The sequence below is a fragment of the Microbacterium sp. M4A5_1d genome (genome assembly GCF_053345465.1).
In genome coordinates, this window is the sequence record NZ_JBKFAD010000001.1 from 787914 (window position 1) to 814283 (window position 26370).

The 26370-nt window shown below is 69.2% G+C and carries 23 protein-coding genes; 6 read left to right on the forward strand and 17 right to left on the reverse strand.

The features are described from left to right. Window positions 1-19 precede the first annotated feature (19 nt). Window positions 20-1975 (forward strand): Stk1 family PASTA domain-containing Ser/Thr kinase, encoded by a 1956-nt coding sequence (pknB, locus tag ACLBWJ_RS03805; protein ID WP_274177627.1) that lies wholly within the window; start codon window positions 20-22, stop codon window positions 1973-1975. A 283-nt stretch (window positions 1976-2258) separates the two neighbouring features. Here the strand turns inward: pknB and ACLBWJ_RS03810 are convergent, their stop codons facing one another. From ACLBWJ_RS03810 to ACLBWJ_RS03820, 3 genes are read right to left on the reverse strand one after another with little or no spacing between them, the layout of a single operon-like run. After that, window positions 2259-3593 (reverse strand): class II 3-deoxy-7-phosphoheptulonate synthase, encoded by a 1335-nt coding sequence (locus ACLBWJ_RS03810; protein ID WP_447659747.1) that lies wholly within the window; start codon window positions 3591-3593, stop codon window positions 2259-2261. A gap of 46 nt (window positions 3594-3639) precedes the next feature. Next, on the reverse strand, window positions 3640-4329 hold the full coding sequence (locus tag ACLBWJ_RS03815) for a lysophospholipid acyltransferase family protein (RefSeq protein ID WP_112613924.1): 690 nt from the start codon (window positions 4327-4329) through the stop codon (window positions 3640-3642). Window positions 4330-4332: 3 nt separating this feature from the next. Then, window positions 4333-5265: an ROK family protein gene (locus ACLBWJ_RS03820; RefSeq protein ID WP_274177626.1), complete on the reverse strand. Its 933-nt coding sequence runs from the start codon at window positions 5263-5265 to the stop codon at window positions 4333-4335. Between the two features lie 143 nt (window positions 5266-5408). On the opposite strand from ACLBWJ_RS03820, the gene ACLBWJ_RS03825 reads away from it, so the two are divergent. Then, entirely contained in the window at window positions 5409-7244 is a 1836-nt protein-coding gene (locus tag ACLBWJ_RS03825) for an AMP-dependent synthetase/ligase (protein WP_274177625.1), read from the forward strand. Window positions 7245-7309: 65 nt separating this feature from the next. On the opposite strand, the gene def is transcribed toward ACLBWJ_RS03825, so the two are convergent. The 3 genes from def to ACLBWJ_RS03840 are packed head-to-tail and all read right to left on the reverse strand — an operon-like array spanning window position 7310 to window position 13060. After that, a complete protein-coding gene (gene def, locus ACLBWJ_RS03830) occupies window positions 7310-7801 on the reverse strand; it encodes a peptide deformylase (protein WP_112613918.1) in 492 nt (163 codons plus the stop codon). 1 nt (window position 7802) lies between these two features. Beyond that, on the reverse strand, window positions 7803-9602 hold the full coding sequence (locus ACLBWJ_RS03835) for a nucleotide-binding protein (RefSeq protein ID WP_447659748.1): 1800 nt from the start codon (window positions 9600-9602) through the stop codon (window positions 7803-7805). A gap of 50 nt (window positions 9603-9652) precedes the next feature. Beyond that, a complete protein-coding gene (locus ACLBWJ_RS03840) occupies window positions 9653-13060 on the reverse strand; it encodes a pyruvate carboxylase (RefSeq protein ID WP_274177623.1) in 3408 nt (1135 codons plus the stop codon). Window positions 13061-13150: 90 nt separating this feature from the next. On the opposite strand from ACLBWJ_RS03840, the gene ACLBWJ_RS03845 reads away from it, so the two are divergent. Then, a complete protein-coding gene (locus tag ACLBWJ_RS03845; RefSeq protein ID WP_112613912.1) occupies window positions 13151-13972 on the forward strand; it encodes a ParA family protein in 822 nt (273 codons plus the stop codon). A gap of 73 nt (window positions 13973-14045) precedes the next feature. Here ACLBWJ_RS03845 and ACLBWJ_RS03850 read toward each other — a convergent pair whose 3' ends face one another. The 3 genes from ACLBWJ_RS03850 to ACLBWJ_RS03860 all read right to left on the reverse strand — a co-directional run bounded on the left by ACLBWJ_RS03850 (window position 14046) and on the right by ACLBWJ_RS03860 (window position 15863). Next, the gene (locus ACLBWJ_RS03850; protein ID WP_023951592.1) at window positions 14046-14591 is read right to left on the reverse strand and encodes a MerR family transcriptional regulator; all 546 of its coding nucleotides are present in this window, start codon (window positions 14589-14591) and stop codon (window positions 14046-14048) included. A 100-nt stretch (window positions 14592-14691) separates the two neighbouring features. Next, a complete protein-coding gene (gene ftsR, locus ACLBWJ_RS03855; protein WP_181574115.1) occupies window positions 14692-15372 on the reverse strand; it encodes a transcriptional regulator FtsR in 681 nt (226 codons plus the stop codon). Then, on the reverse strand, window positions 15369-15863 hold the full coding sequence (locus tag ACLBWJ_RS03860; RefSeq protein WP_112613910.1) for an FHA domain-containing protein: 495 nt from the start codon (window positions 15861-15863) through the stop codon (window positions 15369-15371). Before ACLBWJ_RS03860 ends, ftsR begins: the two co-directional genes overlap by 4 nt. Window positions 15864-15970: 107 nt before the next feature. Between ACLBWJ_RS03860 and ACLBWJ_RS03865 the strand changes: the two genes are divergently transcribed. Together ACLBWJ_RS03865 and lpdA are read left to right on the forward strand one after the other, a co-directional pair. Beyond that, entirely contained in the window at window positions 15971-16525 is a 555-nt protein-coding gene (locus ACLBWJ_RS03865) for a copper resistance CopC family protein (protein ID WP_282502365.1), read from the forward strand. 9 nt (window positions 16526-16534) lie between these two features. Beyond that, the gene (lpdA, locus tag ACLBWJ_RS03870; RefSeq protein ID WP_114587916.1) at window positions 16535-17935 is read left to right on the forward strand and encodes a dihydrolipoyl dehydrogenase; all 1401 of its coding nucleotides are present in this window, start codon (window positions 16535-16537) and stop codon (window positions 17933-17935) included. A gap of 82 nt (window positions 17936-18017) precedes the next feature. Here the strand turns inward: lpdA and ACLBWJ_RS03875 are convergent, their stop codons facing one another. Further along, window positions 18018-18650: a CYTH domain-containing protein gene (locus ACLBWJ_RS03875; RefSeq protein WP_282502364.1), complete on the reverse strand. Its 633-nt coding sequence runs from the start codon at window positions 18648-18650 to the stop codon at window positions 18018-18020. Further along, window positions 18640-18885 (reverse strand): response regulator, encoded by a 246-nt coding sequence (locus tag ACLBWJ_RS03880; RefSeq protein WP_282502363.1) that lies wholly within the window; start codon window positions 18883-18885, stop codon window positions 18640-18642. Before ACLBWJ_RS03880 ends, ACLBWJ_RS03875 begins: the two co-directional genes overlap by 11 nt. A gap of 96 nt (window positions 18886-18981) precedes the next feature. Between ACLBWJ_RS03880 and ACLBWJ_RS03885 the strand changes: the two genes are divergently transcribed. Further along, entirely contained in the window at window positions 18982-19713 is a 732-nt protein-coding gene (locus tag ACLBWJ_RS03885; RefSeq protein ID WP_447659749.1) for a glutamine amidotransferase, read from the forward strand. Window position 19714: 1 nt separating this feature from the next. Here the strand turns inward: ACLBWJ_RS03885 and ACLBWJ_RS03890 are convergent, their stop codons facing one another. The 6 genes from ACLBWJ_RS03890 to adhE all read right to left on the reverse strand — a co-directional run bounded on the left by ACLBWJ_RS03890 (window position 19715) and on the right by adhE (window position 26366). Further along, complete coding sequence (locus ACLBWJ_RS03890) at window positions 19715-20728, reverse strand: YihY/virulence factor BrkB family protein (protein WP_274177618.1); 1014 nt, start codon at window positions 20726-20728, stop codon at window positions 19715-19717. A 51-nt stretch (window positions 20729-20779) separates the two neighbouring features. Further along, on the reverse strand, window positions 20780-21259 hold the full coding sequence (locus tag ACLBWJ_RS03895; RefSeq protein ID WP_274177617.1) for a prepilin peptidase: 480 nt from the start codon (window positions 21257-21259) through the stop codon (window positions 20780-20782). Continuing rightward, the gene (locus ACLBWJ_RS03900; protein ID WP_337994948.1) at window positions 21256-21546 is read right to left on the reverse strand and encodes a DUF1905 domain-containing protein; all 291 of its coding nucleotides are present in this window, start codon (window positions 21544-21546) and stop codon (window positions 21256-21258) included. Before ACLBWJ_RS03900 ends, ACLBWJ_RS03895 begins: the two co-directional genes overlap by 4 nt. A 63-nt stretch (window positions 21547-21609) precedes the next feature. Continuing rightward, window positions 21610-22518, reverse strand: a complete 909-nt coding sequence (locus ACLBWJ_RS03905) for a L,D-transpeptidase (protein WP_274177615.1) — start codon at window positions 22516-22518, stop codon at window positions 21610-21612. 49 nt (window positions 22519-22567) lie between these two features. Further along, on the reverse strand, window positions 22568-23560 hold the full coding sequence (locus ACLBWJ_RS03910; RefSeq protein ID WP_282502360.1) for an aldo/keto reductase: 993 nt from the start codon (window positions 23558-23560) through the stop codon (window positions 22568-22570). Window positions 23561-23621: 61 nt separating this feature from the next. Continuing rightward, on the reverse strand, window positions 23622-26366 hold the full coding sequence (adhE, locus tag ACLBWJ_RS03915) for a bifunctional acetaldehyde-CoA/alcohol dehydrogenase (protein ID WP_447659750.1): 2745 nt from the start codon (window positions 26364-26366) through the stop codon (window positions 23622-23624). Window positions 26367-26370: the final 4 nt, after the last annotated feature.

Here is a 26370-nt window from a genome sequence, read left to right on the forward strand (position 1 = left end):
CGCTCCGTAGAATCGCTCCGTGAGCATGAGCCAGCAGACCGACCCGCTGATCGGCCGACTGGTCGACCAGCGGTATCGCGTCCGCGCTCGCATCGCCCGTGGCGGCATGGCCACGGTCTACGTCGCGACCGACCTCAGACTCGAGCGACGCGTGGCACTCAAGGTCATGCACGGGCATCTGTCGGACGACTCGGTCTTCCAGAGCCGCTTCATCCAGGAGGCCCGCTCTGCGGCGCGTCTGGCCGATCCGCACGTGGTCAACGTCTTCGACCAGGGCCAGGACGGCGAGATGGCCTACCTGGTGATGGAGTACCTCCCGGGCATCACTCTGCGTGAGCTGCTGCGCGAGCAGAAGCGTCTGACGATCCCTCAGACGATCACCATCATGGATGCGATCCTGTCCGGTCTCGCCGCCGCCCACCGCGCCGGGATCGTGCATCGCGACGTCAAACCGGAGAACGTCCTGCTGGCCGAGGACGGTCGCATCAAGATCGGCGACTTCGGCCTCGCTCGGGCCACGACGGCGAACACCGCGACCGGGCAGATGCTGCTCGGCACGATCGCCTACCTGGCACCTGAACTCGTCACCCGGGGCACGGCCGACGCCCGCAGCGACATCTACGCCCTGGGCATCATGCTCTACGAGATGCTCGCCGGCGAGCAGCCCTACAAGGGCGAGCAACCGATGCAGATCGCCTACCAGCACGCGACCGACTCGGTCCCGCGCCCGAGCGCGAAGAACCCGGGGGTGCCCGAGCAGCTCGACGAGCTGGTGCTGTGGGCGACCGAACGCGAGCCCGACGAGCGTCCCCTCGACGCCAAGGTCATGCTCGATCGGCTGCGAGAGATCGAGCGTGAACTCGGGGTGTTCCCCCAGGTCGTGCGCACGGCGCCGTCCGGCGCGCCGGTGGTGGTCATCGACGACGACGGCGAAGGTTCCGGCGAGCTCACGAAGGTGATGCCCGGGACGTTCACGGCGCCCCCCGTCACGACGGACGTCGACAACGCGACCCGGCTGCGCCGACACGCACGTCGCAACCGGACGAAGGGCGCCTGGCTCGTCACGATCGTGCTTCTGCTGGCGGCTCTCGCCGGCGGCACGGGATGGTGGTTCGGCTCGGGGCCGGGCTCGCTGGTCGCCGTTCCCGATGTGCGCGGAACGAGCTTCGCCGATGCGCAAGCCGCCATCATGGCACAGGGACTCCAGGCCCAGGAGACCGGCGAGAACAGCCTCGACGTCGCAGAGGGGCTCGCCATCCGCACCGACCCCGACCCCGGCTCCCGGCTCGATCGAGAGGCGGTCGTGACGGTCGTGATCTCGCGGGGCCCGGCGGAAGTCTCCATACCCGCGTTGTCGGGTCAGACCGAAGACGCAGCGCGCGAGATCCTCCGCCAGAACGTCATCGCCGTCTCGGACGATGCCGACGCGGAGTTCGATCCGGATGTCGCCGACGGCACCGTCATCCGCGCTTCCGGCACGCCTGCGGGGGGTGGCGAACCGGTCGACTGCTCCGGTGGATGCACGCTGCGCCAGGGCGATTCAGCCGCACTGCTGGTCTCTCGGGGTGCCGTGCCCGACGTCGCGGGCCAGAGCGTCAACCGTGCCACCGGAATCCTGACGGACGCCGGACTCGAGGTGTCGGGCGAGACCCGCACCGAGGCGAGCGAGCGCATCGCGAAGGGCGATGTGATCGGCATCGCCGACCGCGGTGAGGAAGGCAACTGGCGGCCGGGTGACGTCGTCACGCTCATCGTCTCGAGCGGTCCCCCGCTGTTCGAGGTGCCGAGCGTCGTCGGACAGACCCGCGATGCGGCCGCACAGACGCTCCGCGACGCCGGCTTCGAGGTCAGCTTCTCCGCGCTGTGGAACATCTGGCCGGACGGACTGACGAAGGTCACCGCTCAAGACCCCGCCGGTGGCAGCAAGCACGTGCGCGGCACCACGATCACGCTGCAGATCACCGCGACCGGCTGACCCTCTCCGCCGCCGCGCGCCGATGACCCGGTACCCGGCATCCTCGAACAGCTGAACGCGCGTGAGGTCGTCGAGCCACCGTCGCCGCAAGGTGCGGTGCTCGACCCCCTGGTACTCGAGGGGCAGCCGGTGCGCGACGCGCAACAGCGACTCGCGGGCGGGAGCAGGCCTCGCCGACCCAGCGCTCTCCACAGCCGGGAACGGCGAGAGCGCACATCTGCACGGTGGGGAGACCCCACAACCGTGCGGATGTGCGCTCTCGCGCGGCCGCGGAGCCCGGAGCTCAGCGCTTCTCGAGCTCCTCGGCGACCAGGAAGGCCAGTTCGAGGCTCTGCATGTGGTTCAGACGCGGGTCGCACAGGCTCTCGTACCGCGTGGCGAGCGTCGCCTCGTCGATCATCTCGGAGCCGCCGAGGCACTCCGTGACGTCGTCACCCGTGAGCTCGACGTGGATGCCGCCCGGGAAGGTGCCCACCGCACGGTGCGCCTCGAAGAAGCCGCGCACCTCGTCGACGACGTCGTCGAAGCGACGCGTCTTGTAGCCGGTGGGCGTCGTGATGCCGTTGCCGTGCATCGGGTCGGTGACCCACAGCGGCGTCGCGCCCGAGTCCTTCACGGCCTCGAGCAGCGGCGGCAGCGCATCGCGGATCTTGCCCGCCCCCATACGAGTGATGAAGGTGAGGCGACCCGGCTCGCGCTCGGGGTCGAGCTTGTCGATCAGCGCCAGCGCGGTGTCGGTCGACGTCGTGGGGCCGAGCTTCACCCCGATGGGGTTGCGGATCTTCGAGAAGTAGTCGACGTGCGCGCCGTCGAGCTCGCGCGTGCGCTCGCCGATCCAGAGGAAGTGCGACGACGTGTTGTACGGCGTGTTCGTCCGCGAATCGATGCGCGTCATCGGGCGCTCGTAGTCCATCAGCAGGCCCTCGTGGCCCGTGTAGAACTCGACGCCGCGCAGCTCGTCGAAGTTGGCCCCGGCCGCCTCCATGAACTTGATGGCTCGGTCGATCTCTCCCGCGAGGCCCTCGTAACGGGCATTCGCCGGGTTCGACGCGAAGCCCTTGTTCCACGAGTGCACCTCGCGCAGGTCGGCGAACCCACCCTGCGTGAACGCGCGGATGAGGTTCAGCGTCGACGCGGCCGTGTGGTAGCCCTTGAGCAGCCGGGCTGGGTCGGGCTGACGCGAGGCGGCGGTGAAGTCGTAGCCGTTGACGATGTCGCCGCGGTACGCCGGCAGCGTGACGTCGCCGCGCGTCTCGGTGTCGCTCGAGCGGGGCTTGGCGAACTGCCCGGCCATGCGACCCATCTTGACGACGGGCATCGAGGCGCCATAGGTCAGCACGACCGCCATCTGCAGCACCGTCTTGATGCGGTTGCGGATCTTCTCCGCGGTCGCGCCGGCGAACGTCTCGGCGCAGTCACCGCCCTGCAGGAGGAAGGCTTCTCCGGATGCCGCGCGCGCGAGGCGCTCGCGGAGGATGTCCACCTCACCGGCGAAGACGAGGGGCGGGAGCGTCGCGATCTCGGCCGACACCGCAGCCACGGCGCCGGGGTCGTTCCACGCCGGCTGCTGCTTGATGGGAAGATCGCGCCACGAGTCGAGTGAATCCAGCGTAGGCACGCGCCAAGTCTAGTGCTCGGCCGACACCCCGCCGGCCGTGTGACGATCAGGCCTGCTGCTGCGCTGCGCGCTCCTTGACCGACGATGCGTACACGTCTTCGTACTCCTGCTCGCCCAGCCGCTGCAGCGCGACCATGATCTCGTCGGTCACCGAGCGCAGCACGTACCGGTCGCTCTCCATCCCCTGGAAACGAGAGAAGTCCAGCGGCTCGCCGATGACCATTCCCACCCGTCCGACCCGGGGGATGCTGCGCCCGATGGGCATGACCGCGTCGGTGTCGACCATGACGACGGGGATCACGGGCACGCGGGCCTCGAGCGCCATGCGCGCCAATCCGGTACGTCCGCGGTAGAGCTTGCCATCGGGGCTCCGCGTGCCCTCGGGGTAGATCCCGAGCAGATCGCCGCGGCCCAGCACCTGGAGTCCCGTGTTGAGCGAGGCTTCGGACGCCTTGCCCCCCGTCCGGTCGATGGCGATCTGACCCGTCGCCTTCATGAACACCCGAGTGGCCCAGCCCTTGAGGCCCGTTCCGGTGAAGTAGTCGCTCTTGGCGAGGAACGACATCGGCCGGTCGATCATGAGCGGCAGGAAGATCGAGTCGCTCACAGAGAGGTGGTTACTGGCGAAGATCGCCGCACCGGATGCCGGGACGTTACGGCGCCCCACGATCCAGGGCCGGAAGATCGCCTTCACGACGGGTCCGATGAAGATGTACTTCATCAGCCAGTAGAACACCGGTCACCGCCCCCCGGCCAGATCGGCGACGCCGATCAGGCCCGCGTCGTTGCCGAGCGTCGCGATCGCGAAGTCGGCGGGAGCCGCGTTCTCGCCGCCCGGGAGCGCGTCACGGTAGGCCGCCCGGACCGGCGCGAGGAGCGTCTCGCCGAGCTGGGCGACGCCGCCGCCGATGACGAAGATCTCGGGGTCGAGCGTCGCCTGGAACCCGCCCGCGGTCTCACCCAGCGCCGTCGCGACCCGGTGGAGCGCCTCGAGCGCTCCGGGATCGTCGGCGAGGATCAGGCGCGAGATCGCGTCGCCCGGGATCGAACCGTGCTCGTCGCGCACCTGCGCGAGCCCGGCACCGAGCTCGGGGTCGTCCGCGATGGCCACCGCCTCGCGCTGCAGCGCGCGTCCCGAGGCGTACTGCTCGAGGCATCCCTTCAGGCCGCACCCGCACGGGCGCCCGCCGCGCTCGAACCGCACGTGGCCGAGCTCGCCCGCCGCTCCTCGACCGCCGATGAGGAGCTGCCCGTCGATGATGACCGCTCCCCCGACGCCGGTGCCGAGGGTCAGCATCACCATGTTGGAGCTGCCGCGGCCGGCGCCGAAGCGGTACTCCGCCCACCCCGCGGCGTTGGCATCGTTCTCGAGCACGACGGCGACGCCGACGCGCGCCTCGAGCTCGGCTCGCAGCGGGTGCTCCACCCAGTCGATGTTCGGGGCGTGGCGCATGATCGACCGGGTGCGATCGAGGAACCCCGCAGCAGCGACGCCGACAGCGGTGACCTCGTGCGATGCGCGGAAGTGCCGCACCATGTCGGCGACGGCGTCGGCCAGCGCGTCGGTGTCGGCGGGGGTGTCGACGCGGATGCGGTCGACGATCGTCCCGTCGGCGGAGACGACACCTCCGGCGATCTTGGTTCCGCCGATGTCGATGCCGATGTTGAGCACGCGTGGTCCTTTCCGTCGGCCGTCCGGCGGCGACCCGCAAAGTCTAATGGGGCACCGCGTTCGCGCGCGGGCTCGGCGGCCGGGCGGCCGATAGAGTGTCTATACCCTGCCAGACGCTTCCGGTACCGAAGGAGTTGCCGCCCATGAGCGCCGTCCAGTTCGAAGTCCCCGCTGTCGTTCCAGCCGACCCTGACGCGAACATCACCGATCTCCTCGTCGACCGGGTCGCCGCGACCCCGTCGCGAGCGCTCTTCGCCGTGCCGCACGACGGTGGTTGGCGAGACATCTCCGCGGCCGAGTTCCAACGCGAGGTCATCGCGCTGGCGAAGGGTCTCGTCGCCGCCGGTGTCGAGCCCGGCGACAAGGTGGCGTTCATCGCCCGCACCACGTACGACTGGACGCTCGTCGATTTCGCGATCTTCTTCGCCGGCGCCGTGATGGTCCCCGTCTACGAGACGAGCTCGGCGTCGCAGATCGCCTGGATCCTCGGCGACTCGGGCGCGACGTTCGCGATCGCGGAGTCGGCCGACCACGCGGGTCGCATCGACGAGATCCGGTCGACCGTGCCCCTCGTCCGCGAGGTGTGGGTCATGGCTTCGGGACATCTCGACAAGCTGCGCTCGAGCGGGGGCGGCGTGTCCGACGAGGAGATCGAGCGGCGACGGAACCTCGCCGTCGGCTCGGACATTGCGACGCTCATCTACACCTCGGGATCGACCGGGCGCCCGAAGGGCTGTGTGCTGACCCACAGCAACTTCGTCGAGCTCGCCCGAAACTCCGGCGAAGCGCTCAAAGAGGTCGTCAACCACCCCGGCGGCGCATCGACGCTGCTGTTCATCACCACGGCCCACGTCTTCGCTCGCTTCATCTCGATCCTCAATGTCCATGCCGGGGTCAAGACCGGGCATCAGCCCGACACCAAGCAGCTGCTGCCTGCTCTCGGCACGTTCCAGCCGACCTTCCTGCTCGCGGTCCCGCGCGTGTTCGAGAAGGTCTACAACTCGGCGGAGCAGAAGGCCGAAGCCGGCGGCAAGGGCAAGATCTTCCGCGCCGCCGCGCAGGTCGCGATCGATCACTCGCGGCTGAAGCAGGAGGGCAAGAGCATCCCGCTGCTGACCAAGCTCAAGTTCCGTGTCTTCGACAAGCTGGTCTACGGCAAGCTCCGGGCCGCCATGGGCGGCCGCGTCACCTACGCCGTCTCGGGATCCGCTCCCCTGGGCCCGCGCCTCGGCCACTTCTTCCACAGCCTCGGCGTCACGATCCTCGAGGGCTACGGACTCACCGAGACGACGGCTCCCGCGACGGTCAACCTCGCAACGAAGTCCAAGATCGGCACGGTCGGGCCGGTCCTGCCCGGCGTCGGAGTCCGCCTCGGTGAGGACGGCGAAGTCGAGGTGCGCGGCATCAACGTGTTCGCGGAGTACTGGCGCAACCCCGAGGCCACCGAGGCGGCGTTCAACGACGGCTGGTTCAAGACCGGCGACATCGGATCGTTCGACGACGAGGGCTTCCTCACGATCACCGGACGCAAGAAGGAGATCATCGTCACCGCCGGCGGCAAGAACGTCGCCCCCGCCGTGCTGGAAGATCCCATCCGCGCCAATCCGATCGTGGGCCAGGTCGTCGTCGTGGGCGATCAGAAGCCCTTCATCTCCGCGCTCGTCACGCTCGACCCGGAGATGCTGCCGACCTGGCTGACGAATAACGGCCTCTCCGGAGACATGTCCCTCGCCGACGCGGCGAAGAACGCCGAGGTCCGCGCCGAGGTCCAGCGCGCGATCGACGAGGCGAACCGCAACGTCTCGCGCGCAGAGTCGATCCGCAAGTTCACGATCCTCGACACGGAGTGGACCGAGGCGAGCGGCCACCTGACGCCCAAGATGAGCATCAAGCGCAACGTCATCCTCACCGACTTCTCGGACGCCATCTCCGACATCTACGACGAGCCGGTGAAGACGAGCAACGTCCCGCTCGGATGATCGGATGACGCAGAAGCGGGGCCCGGCTGGTGATCACCGGCCGGGCCCCGCTTCTGCGTGACGGATCAGAACCAGGACGACTCGCGCACCTCGCGCATGGCGATCCGACGCTCGGCGGGCGAGAGCCGGTCGAGGTACAGGATGCCATCGAGATGATCGCACTCGTGCTGCAGGGCCTGCGCCATCAGCCCCTCGCCCTCGAGGACGATCTCTTCGCCATCGAGATCGATGCCCACGGCGCGCGCGTACGGGTGCCGGAGCGTGTCATGCCACAGGTTGGGTACCGAGAGGCATCCCTCGCCGATCAGAGACGGTTCACCGGAGACCTCGACGAGACGCGGATTGAGGATGTAGCCGATGACGCCGTCCACGTTGTAGCTGAACGCGCGCAGGCCCACGCCGATCTGCGGAGCGGCGACGCCCGCACGACCGGGCAGCTCGACGGTGTCGAGGAGGTCCTGGACGAGCGAGCGCACACCGTCGTCGATCGTCTCGATCGGAGCTGCCGGCGACTTCAGGACCGGGTCGCCGAAGAAGCGGATCGCGCGAACCGTCATGTCAGGCCGCCCCTCCCAGACGCAGACCTTCGACCACGCTCGCCGCGAGTTTGCGCGCCGCTTCGCGGGTCGCCGGCTCGAGGTCGCGGAACGAGACCGCGCTCCCCGCCGCCAGGTGCGGGTCGTACGGAACGCGCAGGACGGAGCGCACGCGCGTGGCGAAGTGCGTCTCCAGCTCTTCCGCGCGAACCATCGGCGTTCCCGGACGGGATGTGTTGAGCACCACGACGGCGTTCGTCACGGCGTCGGCGAAACCGTTGGATTCGAGCCACGTCAACGTCTCGGAGGCCAGCCGGGCCTCGTCGACCGAGAGACCGGCGACGACGACGATCTGGTCGGACAGTCCGAGAGTCGCGCCCATCACCGAATGCACGATCCCGGTGCCCGTATCGGTGAGGACGATGGAGTAATAGTGCGCCGCGATCGCGGCCACATCCTCGTAATCGTGATCGCTGAATGCTTCGGATACGTGCGGATCGGTGTCGGAGGCCAGCACGTCGAGCCGGGTTTCGTCGCGCGCGACGATGGCGGAGAGGTCGTTGAAGCCGACTACCTCACCGCGTGCACGCGCCAGATCGCGCACGGTCTTCCCGCTCGTGCGGCCGATGCGATCGGCCAGCGTGCCACGATCGGGATTGGCGTCGATGGCGATCACGCGGTCATCGCGGGCATCTGCGAGAGCCATCCCGAGGAGGGTCGTCACCGTCGTCTTGCCGACGCCGCCCTTGCGCGAGAGCACGGGGACGAACTTCGCGCCACCGGCCAGCGGCGCGGCGATGCGACGGTCGAGCTCCTTCCGCGCCCGCGCGCGCTTTCCGTCGCCGAGGTTGATGCGATGGCCGGAGACGCTGTACAGCAGCCGCTGCCAACGGCCTTCCGGCTCGGCTCGCACGACCTGCGAGGGGTCGAGCAGACGTTCGGCCGTGAGGAGGTCGGCGGACTCGCGCCCGGCCTCGAGGTCGCCGATACGTCGCGATTGGAGGACGGGCTCGGTCGTACGCGCCACGGACACGCGCTCGGTGGCGTGACGCACCTGCTCGGCGGCCTGGTGCGCTTGCCGGCGCGTCGTCGGCACGGTCCCGGTGATCGGGGTGGAGGTCGGCACGACCGTCGCGACGGCGGCACCGCCCTCGAGCGTTTCTCCGACGTCGGGCTTCGGGGCGTCGTGCTCGACGGCGGCGTCCGTCGCGTCGCCGGACTCATCACGCACGTCCAGAGCCTCGCCGGCTGCACCCGCGGTCATCGGTTCCGAGTCGTCCTGACCGTCGGTCTCCGCGTCCTCGTCGTCGATCGTGGCGGTGACGACCTCGTCGGCCGGCTCGGCTGCGTCGTCATCGGTCGCGACGTCCTCGTCGATCGCGACGTCCTCATCGGTCGCGACGTCGATGTCGTCGTCGACGACGAGGTCGGCTGCTTCGGCCTCCGTCACCTCGTCGCCCATCTCGCCGTCGCTCGGCCGATCCGGCGCCGCGAGGTCGTCGTCGTGGTCTGGAGTCGCGTGCTCGCCGACGCCCGCCTCGTCGTCGGAAGCACGCGATGTGTCATCCTCCGACGCGTCGGCATCGCCGTACGGCTCGCCCGGTCCCGCCCCGAGGGGGATGTCGCCCGTCGTCAGCTGCTCGTCGCCGACCTCGCCGTCGATGACGTCGTCGTCATCGAGGTCGTCTTCCGCGACGGGAAGCGCGACGTCGACCTGCGCGGTGCCGCCGATGATCCCGATCGCCGTCGTGTGAATGCTCTCGCTGTCGGCGAGGACCGCGGGATCGGTCTCTTCGGGCTGATTCTCGTTGCGCTCAGGCATGTTTTGCTGCGTCCACTCCCAGGTCTCGAGCTCGCGCCCGACCCCTTAGGCTACCCGCCGGGCCGGACGACGACCAAAAGGTCACCGGCTTCGACAGCTGCGGTCGGATCGACGACGAGCCGCTCGACGACGCCCGCCACGGGCGCCGTGATGCCCGCTTCCATCTTCATCGCCTCGATCGACGCGACGGGCGCCCCGGCCTCGACGGCATCGCCGACGGCCACCTTGAGCGTCACGACGCCCGAGAACGGAGCCGCGACCTGACCAGGAATCGCGGTATCGGCCTTCTCTGCTTGGCGGGCCTCGACGCTGATCCCGCGGTCGCGGACGAAGACCGGCCGCAGCTGCCCGTTCAGCGTCGCCATGACCGTGCGCATGCCCTTGTCATCGGCCTCGCCGATGGCCTCGAGCCCGACGTAGAGCTGGACGCCCTTCTCGATCTCGACGACGTGCTCAGCGCCGGGAACGAGCCCGTACAGATAGTCCGCGGTGTCGAGCACGCTGAGGTCACCGTACGTCTCGCGTACCCGGTCGAACTCCTGGGTCGGCGCGGGGAAGAGCAGCGCGTTCAGCGTGCGCCGTCGCGTTGCGGAATCCGCGTCGAGGTCCGCCGCCTGCGCTGCCGACAGGTCGGTGACAGCGGGGCGCACGGTGCGCCCGGCGAGCACCTTCGACCGGAACGGTTCGGGCCATCCGCCCGGCAGGTCGCCGAGCTCGCCCGCCATGAAGCCGACGACCGATTCCGGGATGTCGTACGCACCCGGGTCGGCGGCGAAGGCTTCGGGATCGGCTTTGACGGCCGCCAGATGCAGGGCGAGGTCGCCCACGACCTTCGACGACGGCGTGACCTTCGGAACCCGGCCGAGGATCCGGTTCGCCGCGGCGTACATGTCCTCGATGAGCTCGAAATCGTCGGCGAGCCCGAGGGCGATGGCCTGCTGCCGCAGGTTGGAGAGCTGGCCGCCGGGGATCTCGTGGCGGTAGACCCGGCCGGTGGGGCCCGGCAGACCGGACTCGAACGGCCGGTACATGTGCCGCACGGCTTCCCAGTAGGGCTCGAGGTCCGACACCGCATCGAGGTCGAGCCCCGTGTCGCGGTCGGTGTGCGCGAGGGCGGCCACGAGGGCGGAGAGCGACGGCTGGCTGGTCGTGCCCGCCATGGGCGCGGACGCCGCGTCGACGGCATCCGCCCCCGCTGCGCTCGCGGCCAGAAGGGTCGCCAGCTGCCCGCCGGCGGTGTCGTGCGTGTGGACGTGGACGGGGAGATCGAACCGTTCGCGCAGCGCCGAGACCAGGCGCGACGCTGCGGCCGGCCGCAGCAACCCGGCCATGTCCTTGATGGCGAGGACGTGCGCTCCCGCTTCGACGATCTCCTCGGCGAGACGGAGGTAGTAGTCGAGGGTGTAGAGGTCCTCGCTCGGGTCGAGCAGATCTCCCGTGTAGCAGAGCGCGACTTCGGCGATCGTCGTTCCGGTCTCGAGGACGGCGTCGATGGCGGGCCGCATCTGCGTGACGTCGTTCAGTGCGTCGAAGATCCGGAAGATGTCGACACCCGCATCCGCCGCTTCCCGGACGAAGGCTTGCGTGACGGCTGTCGGGTAGGGGGTGTACCCGACGGTGTTGCGGCCGCGCAGCAGCATCTGCAGCGCCACGTTGGGAAGCGCGTCACGGAGCTTGTCGAGCCGTTCCCAGGGGTCTTCGCCGAGGAAGCGGAGCGCCACGTCGTAGGTCGCTCCGCCCCACGCCTCGACGGAGAGAAGCTGAGGAGTGAGCCGCGCAACAGCGGGGGCGACCGCAACGAGGTCCTTGGTCCGCACGCGGGTCGCGAGAAGCGACTGGTGCGCGTCGCGGAAGGTCGTCTCCGTCACGGCGAGCGAGGTCTGGCGGCGCAGGGCTTCGGCGAACCCCACTGGCCCGAGTTCGAGGAGGCGCTGACGCGAGCCCGCCGGTGGCGACGCAGCGAGGTCGATCCGCGGAAGCTTGCTCCGGGGGTCGACGCTCGTCGGAGCAGAACCGTGCGGGCGGTTGACGGTGGTGTCGGCGAGCCAACCCAGGATCTTCGATCCGCGGTCCTTGGACGCGCGTCCCTCGAGCAGCTCGGGGCGCTCGTCGATGAACGACGTGCTGAGGTCACCGCGAGCGAAAGACGGGTCGTCGAGAACCTGCTGCAGGAACGGGATGTTGGTCGAGACGCCACGGATGCGGAACTCGGCGAGGGCGCGGCGCGAGCGCACGACCGCGGCGCCGAAGTCTCGCCCCCGGCACGTGAGCTTCGCGAGCATCGAGTCGAAGTGCGGGCTCACCTGAGACCCGGCGGCGGTCGTGCCGCCGTCGAGACGGATGCCGGCCCCGCCGGGCGACCGGTAGGTGGTGATCTTCCCCGTATCGGGGCGGAACCCCTGAGCCGGGTCTTCGGTCGTGATGCGGCACTGCAGAGCCGCGCCGCGCAGCTGGATGCGGTCCTGGGTGAGGCCGAGCTGCGCGAGGCTCTCCCCCGCCGCGATCCGCATCTGGGACTGGACCAGGTCGACGTCGGTGACCTCCTCGGTCACCGTGTGCTCGACCTGGATGCGGGGGTTCATCTCGATGAAGACGATCTCGCCTGCCCGGGGGCCGGCGGTCTCGAGCAGGAACTCGACGGTGCCGGCGTTCACGTAGCCGATGGAGGTCGCGAAGGCGATCGCGTGCCGGTGCAGGTCGGCCCGCGTCTCGTCGTCGAGATTGGGAGCCGGCGCGATCTCGATGACCTTCTGATGGCGCCGCTGCACCGAGCAGTCCCGCTCGAAGAGGTGAACCGTCTCCCCCGTGGCATCGGCGAGCACCTGAACCTCGACATGGCGGGGTCGCTGCACGGCCTGTTCCAGGAAGACGCGCGCGTCGCCGAAGGCACTCCGGGCCTCGCGCATGGCCTCGGAGAGGGCCGGCGCGAGCTCGTCGGGGCTGGCGACGCGCCGCATCCCGCGTCCCCCACCGCCGGCGACGGCTTTGACGAAGACGGGGAAGCCGATGTCGCCTGCCTGGGCCACGAGAGCGTCGATGTCGTCAGAGGCGTCGGTCGATCGCAACACCGGCACGCCTGCGGCGACCGCGTGACTCTTGGCCGTGACCTTGTTCCCCGCCATCTCGAGCACGCGTGCGGAGGGACCGATGAACGCGATGCCCGCCTCGGCGGCGCGCGCGGCGAGTTCCGGGTTCTCCGACAGGAAGCCGTAGCCCGGATAGATGGCGTCTGCCCCGCTCTCACGCGCGACGCGGATGATCTCGTCGACGTCGAGGTACGCACGCACCGGGTGCCCCTTGACGCCGATCTCATAGGCCTCGTCGGCTTTCAGCCGGTGGAGCGAGTATCTGTCCTCATGGGGATAGACCGCCACGGTCCGGGCCCCCAGCTCGAACGCCGCACGGAAAGCGCGGATGGCGATCTCACCACGATTCGCGACAAGGATCTTCCGGAACATGCTCACCTCGCTGGAGTGAGTCGCGCGGCAACGGCGCCGCGCGGGGGCTCGAATACCCTCACAGCCTAGGGGAAGGTAACGTAGAGCCTCGTGCACGTACTTTCCGTCAGCTCGCTCAAGGGCGGGGTCGGCAAGACGACGGTCACCCTGGGGCTCGCATCCGCCGCGTTCGCCCGCGGTGTCCGGACGTTGGTTGTCGACCTCGATCCGCAGTCCGACGTGTCGACGGGGATGGACATCCAGGTCGCTGGCCGTCTCAACGTCGCCGATGTCCTCGCCAATCCGAAGGAGAAGGTGGTCCGTCAGGCCATCACCTCGAGCGGATGGGCGAAGGTGCATCCCGGCACCATCGACGTTCTGATCGGCAGCCCGTCCGCCATCAACTTCGACGGACCGCACCCGAGCGTGCGCGACGTCTGGAAGCTCGAAGAGGCTCTCGCGACCATCGAAGCCGACTACGACCTCGTGCTCATTGACTGCGCTCCCTCACTCAATGCCCTGACCCGCACGGCGTGGGCGGCCAGCGACCGCGTGATCGTCGTGACCGAGCCCGGCCTGTTCTCCGTCGCTGCCGCCGATCGCGCCCTCCGCGCCATCGAGGAGATCCGACGCGGCCTTTCGCCTCGCTTGCAGCCCCTCGGGATCGTGGTCAACCGCGTGCGTCCGCAGTCGATCGAACACCAGTTCCGCATCAAGGAACTCCGCGACATGTTCGGTCCGCTGGTGCTCTCGCCCCAGCTTCCCGAGCGCACGTCGCTCCAGCAGGCGCAGGGCGCCGCGAAGCCGCTCCACATCTGGCCCGGAGACTCCGCGCAGGAGCTCGCGTCCGACTTCGACGCGCTGCTCGACCGCGTGCTGCGCACCGGCCGCATCCCGGTCGCGGGCGAGACTCCCACGGCCACCCCGAGCTGATCAGCTCGTCCCCACACGAACGAAACCCCGGCCGCACCGCAGGTGCGCCGGGGTTCTGTGTATCGGGAGCGACTCAGGCGCTGCGCGCCGAGCGTCGCGCGGCGAGCTCGTCGACGGGGTCCGGCGCCTGGGGGTCGAACTCCACGAGCGTCGACTCGACCTCGCGGAGGACCTTCCCGACCGCGATGCCGAACACGCCCTGACCGCGGCTGACGAGGTCGATGACCTCGTCGTTCGACGTGCAGAGGTAGACCGAAGCGCCGTCGCTCATCAGGGTCGTCCCGGCGAGATCACGAATGCCGGCGGCGCGGAGCTGATCCACGGCGACGCGGATCTGCTGCAGCGAGATGCCGGTGTCGAGCAGTCGCTTCACGAGCTTGAGGACGAGGATGTCGCGGAAGCCGTAGAGCCGCTGCGACCCGGAGCCACTGGCGCCGCGAACGGTCGGGACGACGAGTTCGGTGCGAGCCCAGTAGTCGAGCTGACGGTAGGTGATCCCGGCGGCGCGAGCGGCCTGCGCTCCCCGGTACCCGGCTTCGTCATCCATCTCGGGGAGACCGTCGGTGAAGAGCAGGTCGGTCGTGAACCGCATCTCGCCGAGCGAATCATGCGCGGTCATCTGGTCCTCCTGCCGGACGGTCGGGTTACTTCCACGCTAGATGAGGGATGCCGCCGCGGCAACGACATCCGTTCCGAGCCCGCGGCGTGTCGCGCGCGGCTCACCTGACGAGTCGGTCGATAGCCGCCTGGACGAACGCCGAACGGACGTCGTCGAGCCGGCGCACCAGTTCGGGAGCGAGCTCGTGGGCGCGTCCACGAGACGAGGAGTCGGTTCGGCGGAGCAACGGCGCGAGCGCCGTCTCGACGAGCGCGACGTCACGCTCGGCCGCCTGGCGCACCGTGCGGAGGTGGCGAGGACCGATGCCGTGACGATCGAGGGCGACGAGGGTACGCAGCAGCACCAGCGCGCGTTCGTCGTAGGTGTCGGCGGCGGGCAGCAGGCCCGCTGACACCGCGTCGCCGAGCAGCGCCGCGGTGGCCTCGGCCTGATCGATCAGCTCGTCGCGCCGATAGCGCCGATGCTGGACGATCGACGCCGGCAGCGCAGGCGGAAGCCCCTCGGCCCCCGGTGTGTCGAGGTACTCACGGATGCGTGCCAGGGGCATGTAGTGGTCGCGCTGGAGCGTCAACGCCGTGCGCAGGCGCTCCACGTCCGCGGGCGAGAACTTCCGGTATCCCGACCCGGTGCGCGTCGGTGTGACGATCCCCTGGTCCTCGAGGTAACGGAGCTTGCTCGAGCTCAGAGCCGGAAACTCCGGGCTGAGCCGGGCGAGCACCTGACCGATGCTCAGATGACCCGCCGTCGTGGACCGACTGCGGGCGGCGGGGGCCGCGCTCACGCGCCGGTCGCCGGTCCGCGATCGAGCGGTGAGACGAAGAAGTTCAGGCGGAATTTGCCGACGCGCAGTTCGGCGCCGTCCGAGAGCACAGCTCGGTCGACGCGCTCACCGTTCACGTACGTGCCGTTCAGGGAGCGCTGGTCGACGATCTCGAATGCCGAGCCGGTGCGAGTGATCTCCGCGTGCCGGCGCGAGACCGTGACGTCGTCGAAGAAGATGTCGGCCTCGGGGTGGCGACCGACGGTCGTCACGTCGGTGTCGAGCAGATACCGGGCTCCCGCCGTCGGGCCCGAACGCACCAGAAGCAGGGCTGCCCGCTCCGGCAGAGCCTGGATGGCATCGCGCTCGACAGCGGTGAGGTCAGCCCCGAACGGCACGAATGACAGGTCCAGGTCGTGCCCGAACGTCTGCGTCGTGTCCGAGGACCCGCTGTGCGGCGCGCGGTCGGGGCCGCGTCGGATGTCGTCGACGTCTCGATCCTTTTCGTCCACAGTGTCCTCCTCTTCCGGGCCAGCCTAACGGATCGACGACGAGTCGCGAACGCGATTCCCGAGGGCTCTCACGACCTTCATATGCCTCGCGGATTAGGCTCGGGGCGATGTCTCAACGCACCCCCGCTCTCCGCACGCGCCTCCTCGCCGCCCTCGGCCTCGCACTCGGCCTCGCCGTCGCCGCACCCGCGTCCCCCGCCCTCGCACACGACGAGCTGCTCGCTTCCGATCCGGCCGCCGATTCGACGGTGACCGCGCTGCCCGACGAGCTGACCCTCACCTTCAGTGGCGTCCTGATCGACGAGGACGGGGTCAACGCGATCTCGGTGACCGACGCAGCCGGAACCGAGCTCGCCGAGGGCGCGCCGACCCTCGATGGGACCACGGCGACCCAGGCGCTCAGCGGCGACAGCCAGGGCCCGATCACCGTGCGGTGGCGTGTGGTCTCGAGCGACGGCCACCCGGTCTCGGGCGAGTTCTCGTTCACCGCCGGCGACCCCGCGGCCGCGCCGACATCCCCCGTCGGCGGAGAAGCCGAGACCACCACGGAGGAAGGCCTTCCCGCCGTGTTCTGGATCGTCGTGTCGATCGTCGTCGTCGCCGGCGTGATCGCGCTCGTCATCGCCCTCGTAGCGGCGTCTCGGCGGCGCACCGAGGACTAGGCTGGGAGCATGCCTCACTACAACGTCGTCATCCTCGGCGCGGGCCCCGGCGGGTATGTCGCAGCTGTCCGCGCTGCGCAGCTCGGACAGTCCGTCGCGATCATCGAAGAGAAGTACTGGGGAGGCGTCTGCCTCAACGTCGGCTGCATCCCTTCCAAGGCGCTGCTGAAGAACGCCGACCTCGCCCACACCTTCAAGCACAAGGCCGATCTCTTCGGCATCAGCGGAGATGTGAACTTCGACTTCGGCACCGCGTTCGACCGCAGCCGCAAGGTGGCCGAGACGCACGTCAAGGGCATCCACTTCCTGATGAAGAAGAACAAGGTCACCGAGTACGAGGGTCGCGGTTCGTTCCTCGACGCCAAGTCGATCCAGGTGACCAAGACCGATGGCTCGCAGGAGACCGTCACGTTCGACAACGTCATCATCGCCACCGGCTCGACGGTGCGCCTGCTCCCCGGCGTTCAGCTCAGCGACAACGTCGTGACCTACGAGGAGCAGATCCTCACTCGCGACCTGCCGAACTCGATCGTCATCGTCGGTGCCGGCGCGATCGGCATGGAGTTCGCCTTCGTGATGTCGAACTACGGCGTCAAGGTCACGATCATCGAGTTCCTCGACCGCGCCCTCCCCAACGAGGACGTCGAGGTCTCGAAGGAGATCCAGAAGCAGTACAAGAAGTACGGCATCGACATCCTCACCTCGACCAAGGTCGAGCAGATCGTCGACTCCGGCGACAAGGTCACCGTCTCGTACTCGGCCAACGCCGACGGCGCGAAGGGGCAGATCGAGGCCGACAAGGTCCTCATGTCGATCGGCTTCGCGCCCCGCGTCGAGGGCTTCGGTCTGGAGAACACCGGCGTGAAGCTCACGGAGCGCGGCGCGATCGACATCGACGACCACATGCGGACCAATGTCGAGGGCATCTACGCGATCGGTGACGTCACCGCCAAGCTGCAGCTCGCACACGTCGCCGAGGCGCAGGGCGTCGTCGCGGCCGAGACGATCGGCGGAGCCGAGACGCAGACTCTCGGCGATTACCGCAACATGCCGCGTGCAACGTTCTGCTCGCCGCAGGTCGCATCGTTCGGTCTGACCGAGCAGCAGGCGCGCGACGCCGGTCACGACGTCAAGGTCGCCAAGTTCCCCTTCTCGGCGAACGGCAAGGCGAACGGCCTGGGCGAGCCCGTCGGCTTCGTCAAGCTGATCGCCGACGCTGAGCACCTGGAGCTCCTGGGCGGACACCTGATCGGCCCCGACGTGTCGGAGCTGCTGCCCGAGTTGACCCTTGCTCAGAAGTGGGACCTGACCGCGCTCGAGGCCGCGCGCAACGTCCACACGCACCCGACGCTGTCGGAGGGCCTGCAGGAGGCCTTCCACGGTCTCGCGGGCCACATGATCAACCTCTGACGCTCGCGTCTCCAAGACGAACGCACCGCGCGGCTATGGCCGGCGGTGCGTTCGTCTTTTCGTCTGAGCGAGCTGCGGATACTCAGCGCGCGAGGGCGCGTCCGAGCTTGGATTCGGATGCCGCCGGCGCTCCCCCGACGGATGCCACGAGCTCATCAGCCGCCGCGAAGAGCTCGGCGACACCCGCCGCAGTGCTCGGGGCCGCAGGGCCCAGCTCGAGCTCCCACTCCCGCCACGAAGTCGTGCGCCCCGAGCGCTCGTCCGTGGCCGTCACCCGATCGTCGACGAACTCCGCGACCATGCCGCCCTCGGCATCGAGCAGAGCGAAGGCGGTGCGCGAGTTCCGGATGCGCGCGATGACCTCGAACGGCGGCTGCGCCACCTCGGCGAGCTCCGCGATGATCGCCTCGGGCACCTCAACCGGGGCCGACTCATCGGCGTCGTCGAGGGGCCAGTGCGTCTCGAGCTTGCCTTCCGGCGTCGAACGCTTGACGTGCCAGCCCGCGTCGGGACCGCCTGTACGTCGCCGCAGCGCGGTCAGCGCCTCGGCGAGTCGCCCGTCGGCGGTGTCGAGGTAACGCGCGTCGAGCTCGCGGGGCTCGGGCTCACCGACGGACGCGACTCCGGGAAGAGTCGACCAGTCGGGCACCGCCGTGCCGGCCTCGACGTCGTACTTGCGCTCGATCTCGAGCGAGCTGCGCGGCTCAGTCGTCACTGGTGACGCGGTCGTCGCGCTCGTCGGTCGAGGGGTCGATGTCGCCCTCCGCCTCGACGAAGTGGAACTCGGACGACGTCGGCCCGTCACCCTCGCCGGTGTGCTCCGGCTCGCCGGCGCGCTCATAGACCACCTGGGTCTCGCTGTAGGGAAGGATGAGCCGGTCTGACGCGTCTTCGTCCAGCGGAAGGGTCTGCCCATCGAGGGGACCACCGTGCAGTCGTGCAATAGCCATGTTCTGACCTCCTGGGTCCGACGATACCCGCGCCGCCCGGACCGGCCGATACGCTTGCGCCATGCGTGCTCGGCGACTACGAAAGCTCCCCTCGGCGTGAAGCCGTTCGTGCTGCTCGCCACCCGCGCTGAGGACGTACCCGCAGACGAGGAGTACGAGCTCTTCCTCCGCCATACGGGCCTCGAGCCTGCTTCGCTCCGGCGCGTGCGGCTCGAGGCCGGGCCGATGCCCGACATCGACCTCGACGACGTGTCGGGCATCTTCGTGGGCGGCGGCCCGTTCAACGCATCCGATCGGTGGGAGCAGAAGTCTGCCGTGCAGCGCCGGGTCGAGGCCGAGTTCTCGGATCTTCTGGCGCGGGTCGTCACGCAAGACGCCCCGTTCCTCGGGGCCTGCTACGGCATCGGTACGGTGGGCGCCTTCCTCGGCGCCACGATCGACCGCCGATTCGGCGAGCCCATCAGCGTCGTCGACGTCGAGTTGATGGATGCCGGCACGCGCGACCCGCTCCTGGCCGGGATGCCGCAGACGTTCTCGGCCTTCGTCGGGCACAAGGAAGCGATCTCAGAGCTCCCGCCGCGCGCCGTGCTGCTGGCTTCATCAGCCGGATGCCCGGTACAGATGTTCCGGGTCGGCGAGAACGTCTACGCGACGCAGTTCCACCCCGAGCTCGACCTCGAGGGCATCACCACCCGTATCCACGCCTACGCCGGCTACGGCTACTTCGCACCCGACGAGCTCGACCTCACCCTGAGCGCCGTGCGGCGCAGCCCGGTCACCCACACGGGGTCGATCCTGCGTGCGTTCGTCGAGCGCTACGCGCGGTAGGTCAGGCGTTCGCTTTCGCGCGTTCCTCGGCCTCGAGCTCGCGGGCCTTGTCGAGTTCCCGGGCGGCGGCGGAGACGGCATCCTCGGCACGCTGCACGCGCCGCTGCAGGAATGTCGCGGCGCCGAACCGAGCCCGAACGCGGTCTTCCTCTTCGCGCACGCCCGTGATGATGTACGCCGTGGCGATGAGGATGACCTGCGATGACAGGTTGAGCCACAGCAGCAGCGCGATGAGCGAGGCGAACGACGCCAGCAACGGGTTCGAGGTCGCGCCACCGACGAACAGCCCGGACAGCTGCTGCAGCACCGTCAGCCCTGCGGCACCCAGGAGTGCGCCGCTCCAGAGCGCACGCTTTCGCACCTTCACCCCGGACAGAACCCGGAAGAGCACGGCCACAGCGACGGCGTCGAGGGCGAACACCACCACCAGCGACACGGCCCAGCCGCCGAACTGCACGAGCGGGTTGTCGTCGGAGAAACCGAGGAGGTCGGCGAGCAGTCCCACTCCGGCCGTCCCGAGGAACGTTACGCCCGCAGCAGCGACCAGTGCCCCGCCGATACCCATCGCCAGTGCGAGGTTGCGCAGCAGCACCCAGACGAAGAGCACGTCGTCGGTGAGCTGGTCTGCGATCGCGCGCATCGCGGTACGGAGCGATCCGATCGCACCGATCGCCGCGCCGAGCAGACCGACGGTGGCGATGACTCCCGCGATCGTGAGTCCCGCGGGGGCGGTGATGTCGTCGAGCTTGATGAGGCCGTTTCTGCCGACGAGCCCCGGGATGACACGGTTCACCGCGTCGATGAGCGCCTGCCACGCAACGGGGTCACCGGCAAGCCAGAGCGCCGCGACAGAAAACCCCAAGAGCACTCCGGCGAAGACGCTGAACAGGGTGCGATAGGTGACGCTGTCGGCGAGCACCGGCCCACGGTGCTCGCTGTACAGCAAGAACGCGCGCACCGGTTTGCGCTGCAGCGCCCACGCGATCGAGCGGGAGATGAACGTGGACTCGGCCATGGGGCCACGATAGCGCGGCGCTCTCCCTCGCCCCCGTGCACTTGACACGCCTCAGCTCCCGACCCAGACGCCCCCGACGACTGCCCATGCGCCGAGCAGCATGAAGGGGCCGAACGGTATTCGGGTATGCCGGTCGCCGCGGCGGGCGGCGATGACGACGACGGCGACGAGACCGCCGGAGAAGAACGCGAGCGCGGTTGCGACGAGCGGCGCCACCCAGTCATGCGTGCCCGTGAGGAGCCCGATCGCCGCCGCGAGCTTGACGTCTCCCCCGCCCAGCGCCCGACCGCCCCGGTGCAGGAGGTAGTAGACGACGAACAGCACGATCCCGGCGCCCGCCGCTCCGACGATCGGTCGCATCGAGGCCTGTTCGATGGCGAAGAGCACCGCGAGGCTCGCCGCCGCGCCCGCCAATCCGAGGACGAGGCGGTTCGGAAGCCGGTGCGTCGCGATGTCGACCGCCGCCAGCGCGACACTCAGCACGGCACAGGCAGCCACGACCACGAGCGTCGCCATCGAGACCGCCGTCACGCGTCGAGGACCTCGAGCATCACCCGGACGACGCCGTCGGATCCGATCGATTCGGCGCGGCGGATCGCTTGCTTCAACGGGAGGACATAACCGCCGCGCCCTGCATCTGGAAAGATCGAGGTCTGCCACGTCGAACCACCGATCGTCGCCCGCACCCGCACGGACCCGAACCCCCGCGGCATCCGCGGGATCTCTCGGATGTCGGCGCTGGGCTCTGCCGGGACGGCCGCGAAGTACCAATCCTGGGTACGAGCCTCCCAACGGAAGACCTCCGCATCGAACTCCATTCTCACGCGATCAGCGTAGGCCGTACCTCGACCCGAGCGCCGGGGGTCTCCACAGGTGCTCGGCTAGGGCTGAATCAGGACCGGCGTCCCGGCCGGCAGCTGAGCCAGCCGGTCGACCGCGGGCCCGTCGAGGTAGATGCAGCCGAAGGATGTATCGCCCTCGCGCGCCCGGTAGTAGTGGAAGGCCGTCACAGCGACGTCTCCCCCGTCGAAGCCCGCCATCACGGGCGATTGGACCCCGAGGTAGACCATGGGATGCCCCTGGGTGTACCGGAACTCCGGCACGACCGTCGTCCACATGACGAAGGTCCGTCCGGTCGGTGTCGGTGTCGACGGCTTTCCCCACGCGAACTGGTCCGACACGCGTTCGCGTCCGGCGGCGCTGACGATGTCGATCGTGTTCCCCGCGAGGTGCACCTCGACGTACTGCGGGGTCGTGGTCAGCTCCACGTCGGCGACGCGCAGCCACCCGACGGTCTGCCCGCCGTTGCCCTCGGGCGGCACCCCCTGCCGGCCCGGCAGGAGCACCTTGACCCAGTCGGCCTGGGCCTCGACGACGGGCACGGTCGTGCCGCCGTAGTGGTGGTCGCGAGGAAGGTGCCCGACCGGTTGCCCGGTGGGGTCGGCGAACACGGGCGCGCCCGCACCCAGCGGCCGCGCGAGCGATGAGGTCACCGGTCCCATCGGATCGTCGTCGACGGGCACCGCGGGGTTGACCGAGCGCACGTCGATCAACGGGAGAGCGGTGATGTCGTAGAGGGTGTCGTTGCGGGCGTAGGGTGCCGACCCAGCATCCGTCGCCTGCGCCACGGGCGTGGATGACGGAGCGTCACTGAGGGCGGCGGCGGCCGGCGGCTCGGCTGTGGCGGCCGCGAGGTCGCGAAGCGGGGCGAGCGCCCCGTACCCCGAGGCGGCCAGGACTCCGACCGCGACGACGGCCACGAGGGCTGCGGGATGCGGTCGCCGAGTCATACGCCCATGCTCGGTCGCACACGGCGATGACGCAAGAGCGGGCCGCGGGTCACCAGTGCGGGTGGATGTCTGCTCGCAGGAGCTCGTCGTAGACGTCGACGACGGCATCGGCGAACGCCGTCAGATCGGTGCCATCGTCGAGCAGATCCGCCGCGGCCGCGTTGGCGCGCGCCTGCTCTGTCGTGCGGGCTCCCGGAATGACGCTCGTGACGCCCGGACGCGAGGCGATCCACGCCAGCGTCGCCGCCGGCAGGGTGATGCCTTCGGGAAGAGCGGCCGCGAGTCGGCGCGCAGCCGTCAGGCCGGTCTCGAAGTCCACCCCCGAGAACGTCTCGCCGCGGTCGAAGGCCTCGCCGTGCCGGTTGTACGAACGGTGATCGTCGGCCGCGAACTCGGTCTGCTCGGTGTAGCGACCGCTCAGCAGACCCGACGCCAGGGGGACGCGCGCGAAGATCGCGACGTCGGCGGCCTGGGCCGCGGGAAGCACCTCGTCGAGCGGCTTCAACCGGAAGGGATTGAGGATGATCTGGATGTTCGTGACGTTCGGCCGCGCGATCGCCGCGAGCGCCTGCGCCGTGGTCTCGACCGAGACGCCGTAGGCCGCGATCGCTCCGTCTGCGACCAGTTCGTCGAGGGCGTCGTAGGTCGCGTCCGACTCGATGACCGCCGACGGCGGGCAATGCAGCTGCACGAGCTCGAGCGTGTCGACACCCAGGTTGCGCCGCGATCGGTCGGTCCAGGCGCGGAAGTTCTCGCGCGTGTAGTTCTCGGGAACCTGCGCTTCGCGGCGCCCCATCTTGGTCGCGACGGTGATGCCGTGCCGCGGACGGCCGGCGAGGAATCGGCCGATGGTCGTCTCACTGCGGCCATCGCCGTAGACGTCGGCGGTGTCGAAGAGCGTGACGCCGGCATCGGCGGAGGCCGCGAGGACGGCCAGAGCCTGGTCGTCGTCGACCTCGCCCCAGTCGGCGCCGAGCTGCCAGGTGCCGAGGCCGATGGCCGAGACGGAACGGGAGGTCGAAGCGAGGCTGCGCTGCTGCATGGCTACAGCGTAGGCGCAGGGCCGGACACCTCGGTCCGGCCCTGCGCTCCGCGGATCGTCGTCAGGCGCCGTGCGCCGCCTTCGCCTTCCCGCCGTTCTTCTTCGTGGGGGCGTCCGAGGTCTCCGCGTTGACCGGCGCAGCCGGGAGGGCGGCATCCGCAGCCGCGACGGCCGCCGCGCGGGTGGTGCGCACCGCGGCGAACGACGTGCCGTAGTACGCGGCCTCCATGAGCGTCTTCATGTCATCGATCATCGGCATCCGCGGGTTCGCCGGTGCGCACTGATCCTCGTACGCAGCCATCGCGAGACTGTGCAGGTTGTCGAGGAAGCGGGCTTCGTCGACGCCCTGCGCCTGGAACGAGCGCTCGATGCCGACGCGGTCGCGCAGCTCCTCCACCGCGCGGGCGTAGCTCTCGACACCTTCCTCCGGCGTGGCAGCCGGAAGCCCGAGGTGCTGCGCGATCTGCTGGAAGCGCTCGGGAGCGATGTACCGCTCGTACTTGGGCCAGCTCGTGAGCTTCGTCGGCACCGTGCCGTTGTACCGGATCACGTGCGGCAGGTAGACCGCGTTGGTCCGCCCGTGCACGAGCTTGTACGTCGCGCCGGTGACGTGAGCCATCGCGTGCACGATCCCGAGGAAGGCGTTGCCGAAAGCCATCCCCGCGATGGATGCCGCGTTGTGCATCTTCTCGCGAGCCTTGCGGTCGGCGCTGTCGGTCGAGCCCGGCTGAGCCTTCGTGCTGCGCTCGATGTTCTCGAAGATGAGCTTGATCGCGTGCAGGCAGAGCCCGTCGGTGTAGTCGTTGGCGTACACCGACACGTACGCCTCGGTCGCGTGCGTCAGCGCGTCGAAGCCGGCATCCGCCACGAGGAACCCCGGGAGCACCCGCGTCAGCTCGGGATCGATGATGGCGACGGACGGCGTGAGCGCGTAGTCGGCCAGGGGGTACTTCATCCCGGTGGCGTCGTCGGTGATGACGGCGAAGGGAGTCATCTCCGAGCCCGTCCCCGACGTGGTGGGAACGCAGACGAGCTTGGCTTTCTTGCCCATCTCGGGGAACGTGAACGCACGCTTGCGGACATCGAAGAACTTCTCGCGCATGTCGGAGAACTCGATCTCGGGGTTCTCGTACAGCAGCCACATGACCTTCGCTGCGTCCATGGGCGATCCGCCGCCGAGCGCGATGATCGTGTCGGGCTGGAACTGGCGCAGCTGTTCCGCCCCGGCCACGACCTCCGACACCTTCGGCTCGGGGCGCACCTGATTCAGCAGCTGCACCTGGACCCGGTTCTCGCGACGGTTCAGGACATCGGTGATGCGGTCGACGTAGCCGAGCGAGGTCATGGTCTCGTCGGTGATGATGCTGACGCGTTCGACGCCCCGCATGTCGGCGAGGTAGCGGATCGCGTGCGGCTCGAAGTACGTCTTCGCCGGGATCTTGAACCACTGCAGGTTGTTGTTGCGTCGTCCGACGCGCTTGACGTTCACGAGGTTCACCGCCGAGACGTTGTTGGAGACGGAGTTGTGACCGTACGAGCCGCAGCCGAGGGTCAGCGAAGGCAGAAAGGCGTTGTAGATGTCGCCGATGCCGCCAAGGGCCGACGGCGAATTCTCGATGATGCGGACCGCCTTGACGACCTCCGCGAAGCGGGCGATCACGTCCGCATCGTTGGAGTGGATGGCGCCGGAGTGACCGAGCCCGTCGAACGCCACCATCTGCCGCGAGAGCTCGATGCCCTCATCCGGAGTCGAGGCACGGAGAACGGCGAGGACCGGGGCGAGCTTCTCGCGCGTGAGCGGCTCGTGCGGGCCGACGCCGGAGACCTCGGCGAGGAGGATCGAGGTGTCGGCGGGCACGGTGAAGCCCGCCTGCTCGGCGATCCACACCGGCGACTGGCCGACGACCCGCGCGTTGAGCTTCGCGTCGGCGCAGTTCACGCTGTCGGCTGTCACCCCGAAGATGAACGCCTCGAGCATCGCCTTCTCCCCCGTCGTCACCCGGTAGGCGTGCAGGCGGGCGAACTCGTCCAGCGCCTCCTCGGCGACGGGCTCGTCGAGGATGACCGCCTGCTCGCTCGCGCAGACCATGCCCATGTCGAACGACTTCGACAGCACGATGTCGTTGACGGCGCGACCGACGTCGGCGGTGCGTTCGATGAAAGCGGGCACGTTGCCGGCGCCGACGCCGAGGGCGGGCTTGCCGCACGAGTAGGCGGCGCGGACCATGGCGTTGCCGCCGGTGGCGAGGATGAGGGCGACGCCCGGGTGGTTCATCAGCTCGCCGGATGCCTCCATCGACGGCTCTTCGATCCACTGGATGCAGTCGGCGGGCGCGCCGGCCGCCACCGCGGCCTCGCGCACGATGCGGGCAGCTTCGGACGAGCAGCGCTGTGCGGACGGGTGGAATCCGAAGATGATCGGGTTGCGGGTCTTGAGCGCGATGAGCGACTTGAAGATGGCGGTCGAGGTCGGGTTGGTGACCGGGGTCAACGCACAGATCACCCCGACGGGGTCTGCGATCTCGGTGATCCCCGTCAGCTCGTCGTGCGCGATGACGCCGACGGTCTTCTGGTCGATGATCGAGTGCGTCACGTGCTCGCACGCGAACATGTTCTTCACGGCCTTGTCTTCGAACAGGCCGCGGCCGGTCTCTTCGACGGCCATGACGGCCAGCTCACCGTGATGGTGCAGCGCCGCGACCGATGCCTTGCGGACGATGTGGTCGATCTGTTCCTGGGTGAAGTGCGCGTACTCGTCGAGGGCACGCTGTGCCCGGGTGACGAGGGCGTCGACGGCGATGGACATCGTG

Bases quoted from the DNA above. Each gene is read 5' to 3' on its own strand.
- ACLBWJ_RS03825 (WP_274177625.1), top strand. From the start codon at position 5,409: ATGAGCGCCGTCCAGTTCGAAGTCCCCGCTGTCGTTCCAGCCGACCCT.
- def (WP_112613918.1), bottom strand. From the start codon at position 7,801: ATGACGGTTCGCGCGATCCGCTTCTTCGGCGACCCGGTCCTGAAGTCG.
- ACLBWJ_RS03835 (WP_447659748.1), bottom strand. From the start codon at position 9,602: ATGCCTGAGCGCAACGAGAATCAGCCCGAAGAGACCGATCCCGCGGTC.
- ACLBWJ_RS03840 (WP_274177623.1), bottom strand. From the start codon at position 13,060: ATGTTCCGGAAGATCCTTGTCGCGAATCGTGGTGAGATCGCCATCCGC.
- ACLBWJ_RS03850 (WP_023951592.1), bottom strand. From the start codon at position 14,591: ATGACCGCGCATGATTCGCTCGGCGAGATGCGGTTCACGACCGACCTG.
- ACLBWJ_RS03865 (WP_282502365.1), top strand. From the start codon at position 15,971: ATGTCTCAACGCACCCCCGCTCTCCGCACGCGCCTCCTCGCCGCCCTC.
- lpdA (WP_114587916.1), top strand. From the start codon at position 16,535: ATGCCTCACTACAACGTCGTCATCCTCGGCGCGGGCCCCGGCGGGTAT.
- ACLBWJ_RS03880 (WP_282502363.1), bottom strand. From the start codon at position 18,885: ATGGCTATTGCACGACTGCACGGTGGTCCCCTCGATGGGCAGACCCTT.
- ACLBWJ_RS03890 (WP_274177618.1), bottom strand. From the start codon at position 20,728: ATGGCCGAGTCCACGTTCATCTCCCGCTCGATCGCGTGGGCGCTGCAG.
- ACLBWJ_RS03900 (WP_337994948.1), bottom strand. From the start codon at position 21,546: ATGGAGTTCGATGCGGAGGTCTTCCGTTGGGAGGCTCGTACCCAGGAT.
- ACLBWJ_RS03905 (WP_274177615.1), bottom strand. From the start codon at position 22,518: ATGACTCGGCGACCGCATCCCGCAGCCCTCGTGGCCGTCGTCGCGGTC.
- ACLBWJ_RS03910 (WP_282502360.1), bottom strand. From the start codon at position 23,560: ATGCAGCAGCGCAGCCTCGCTTCGACCTCCCGTTCCGTCTCGGCCATC.
- adhE (WP_447659750.1), bottom strand. From the start codon at position 26,366: ATGTCCATCGCCGTCGACGCCCTCGTCACCCGGGCACAGCGTGCCCTC.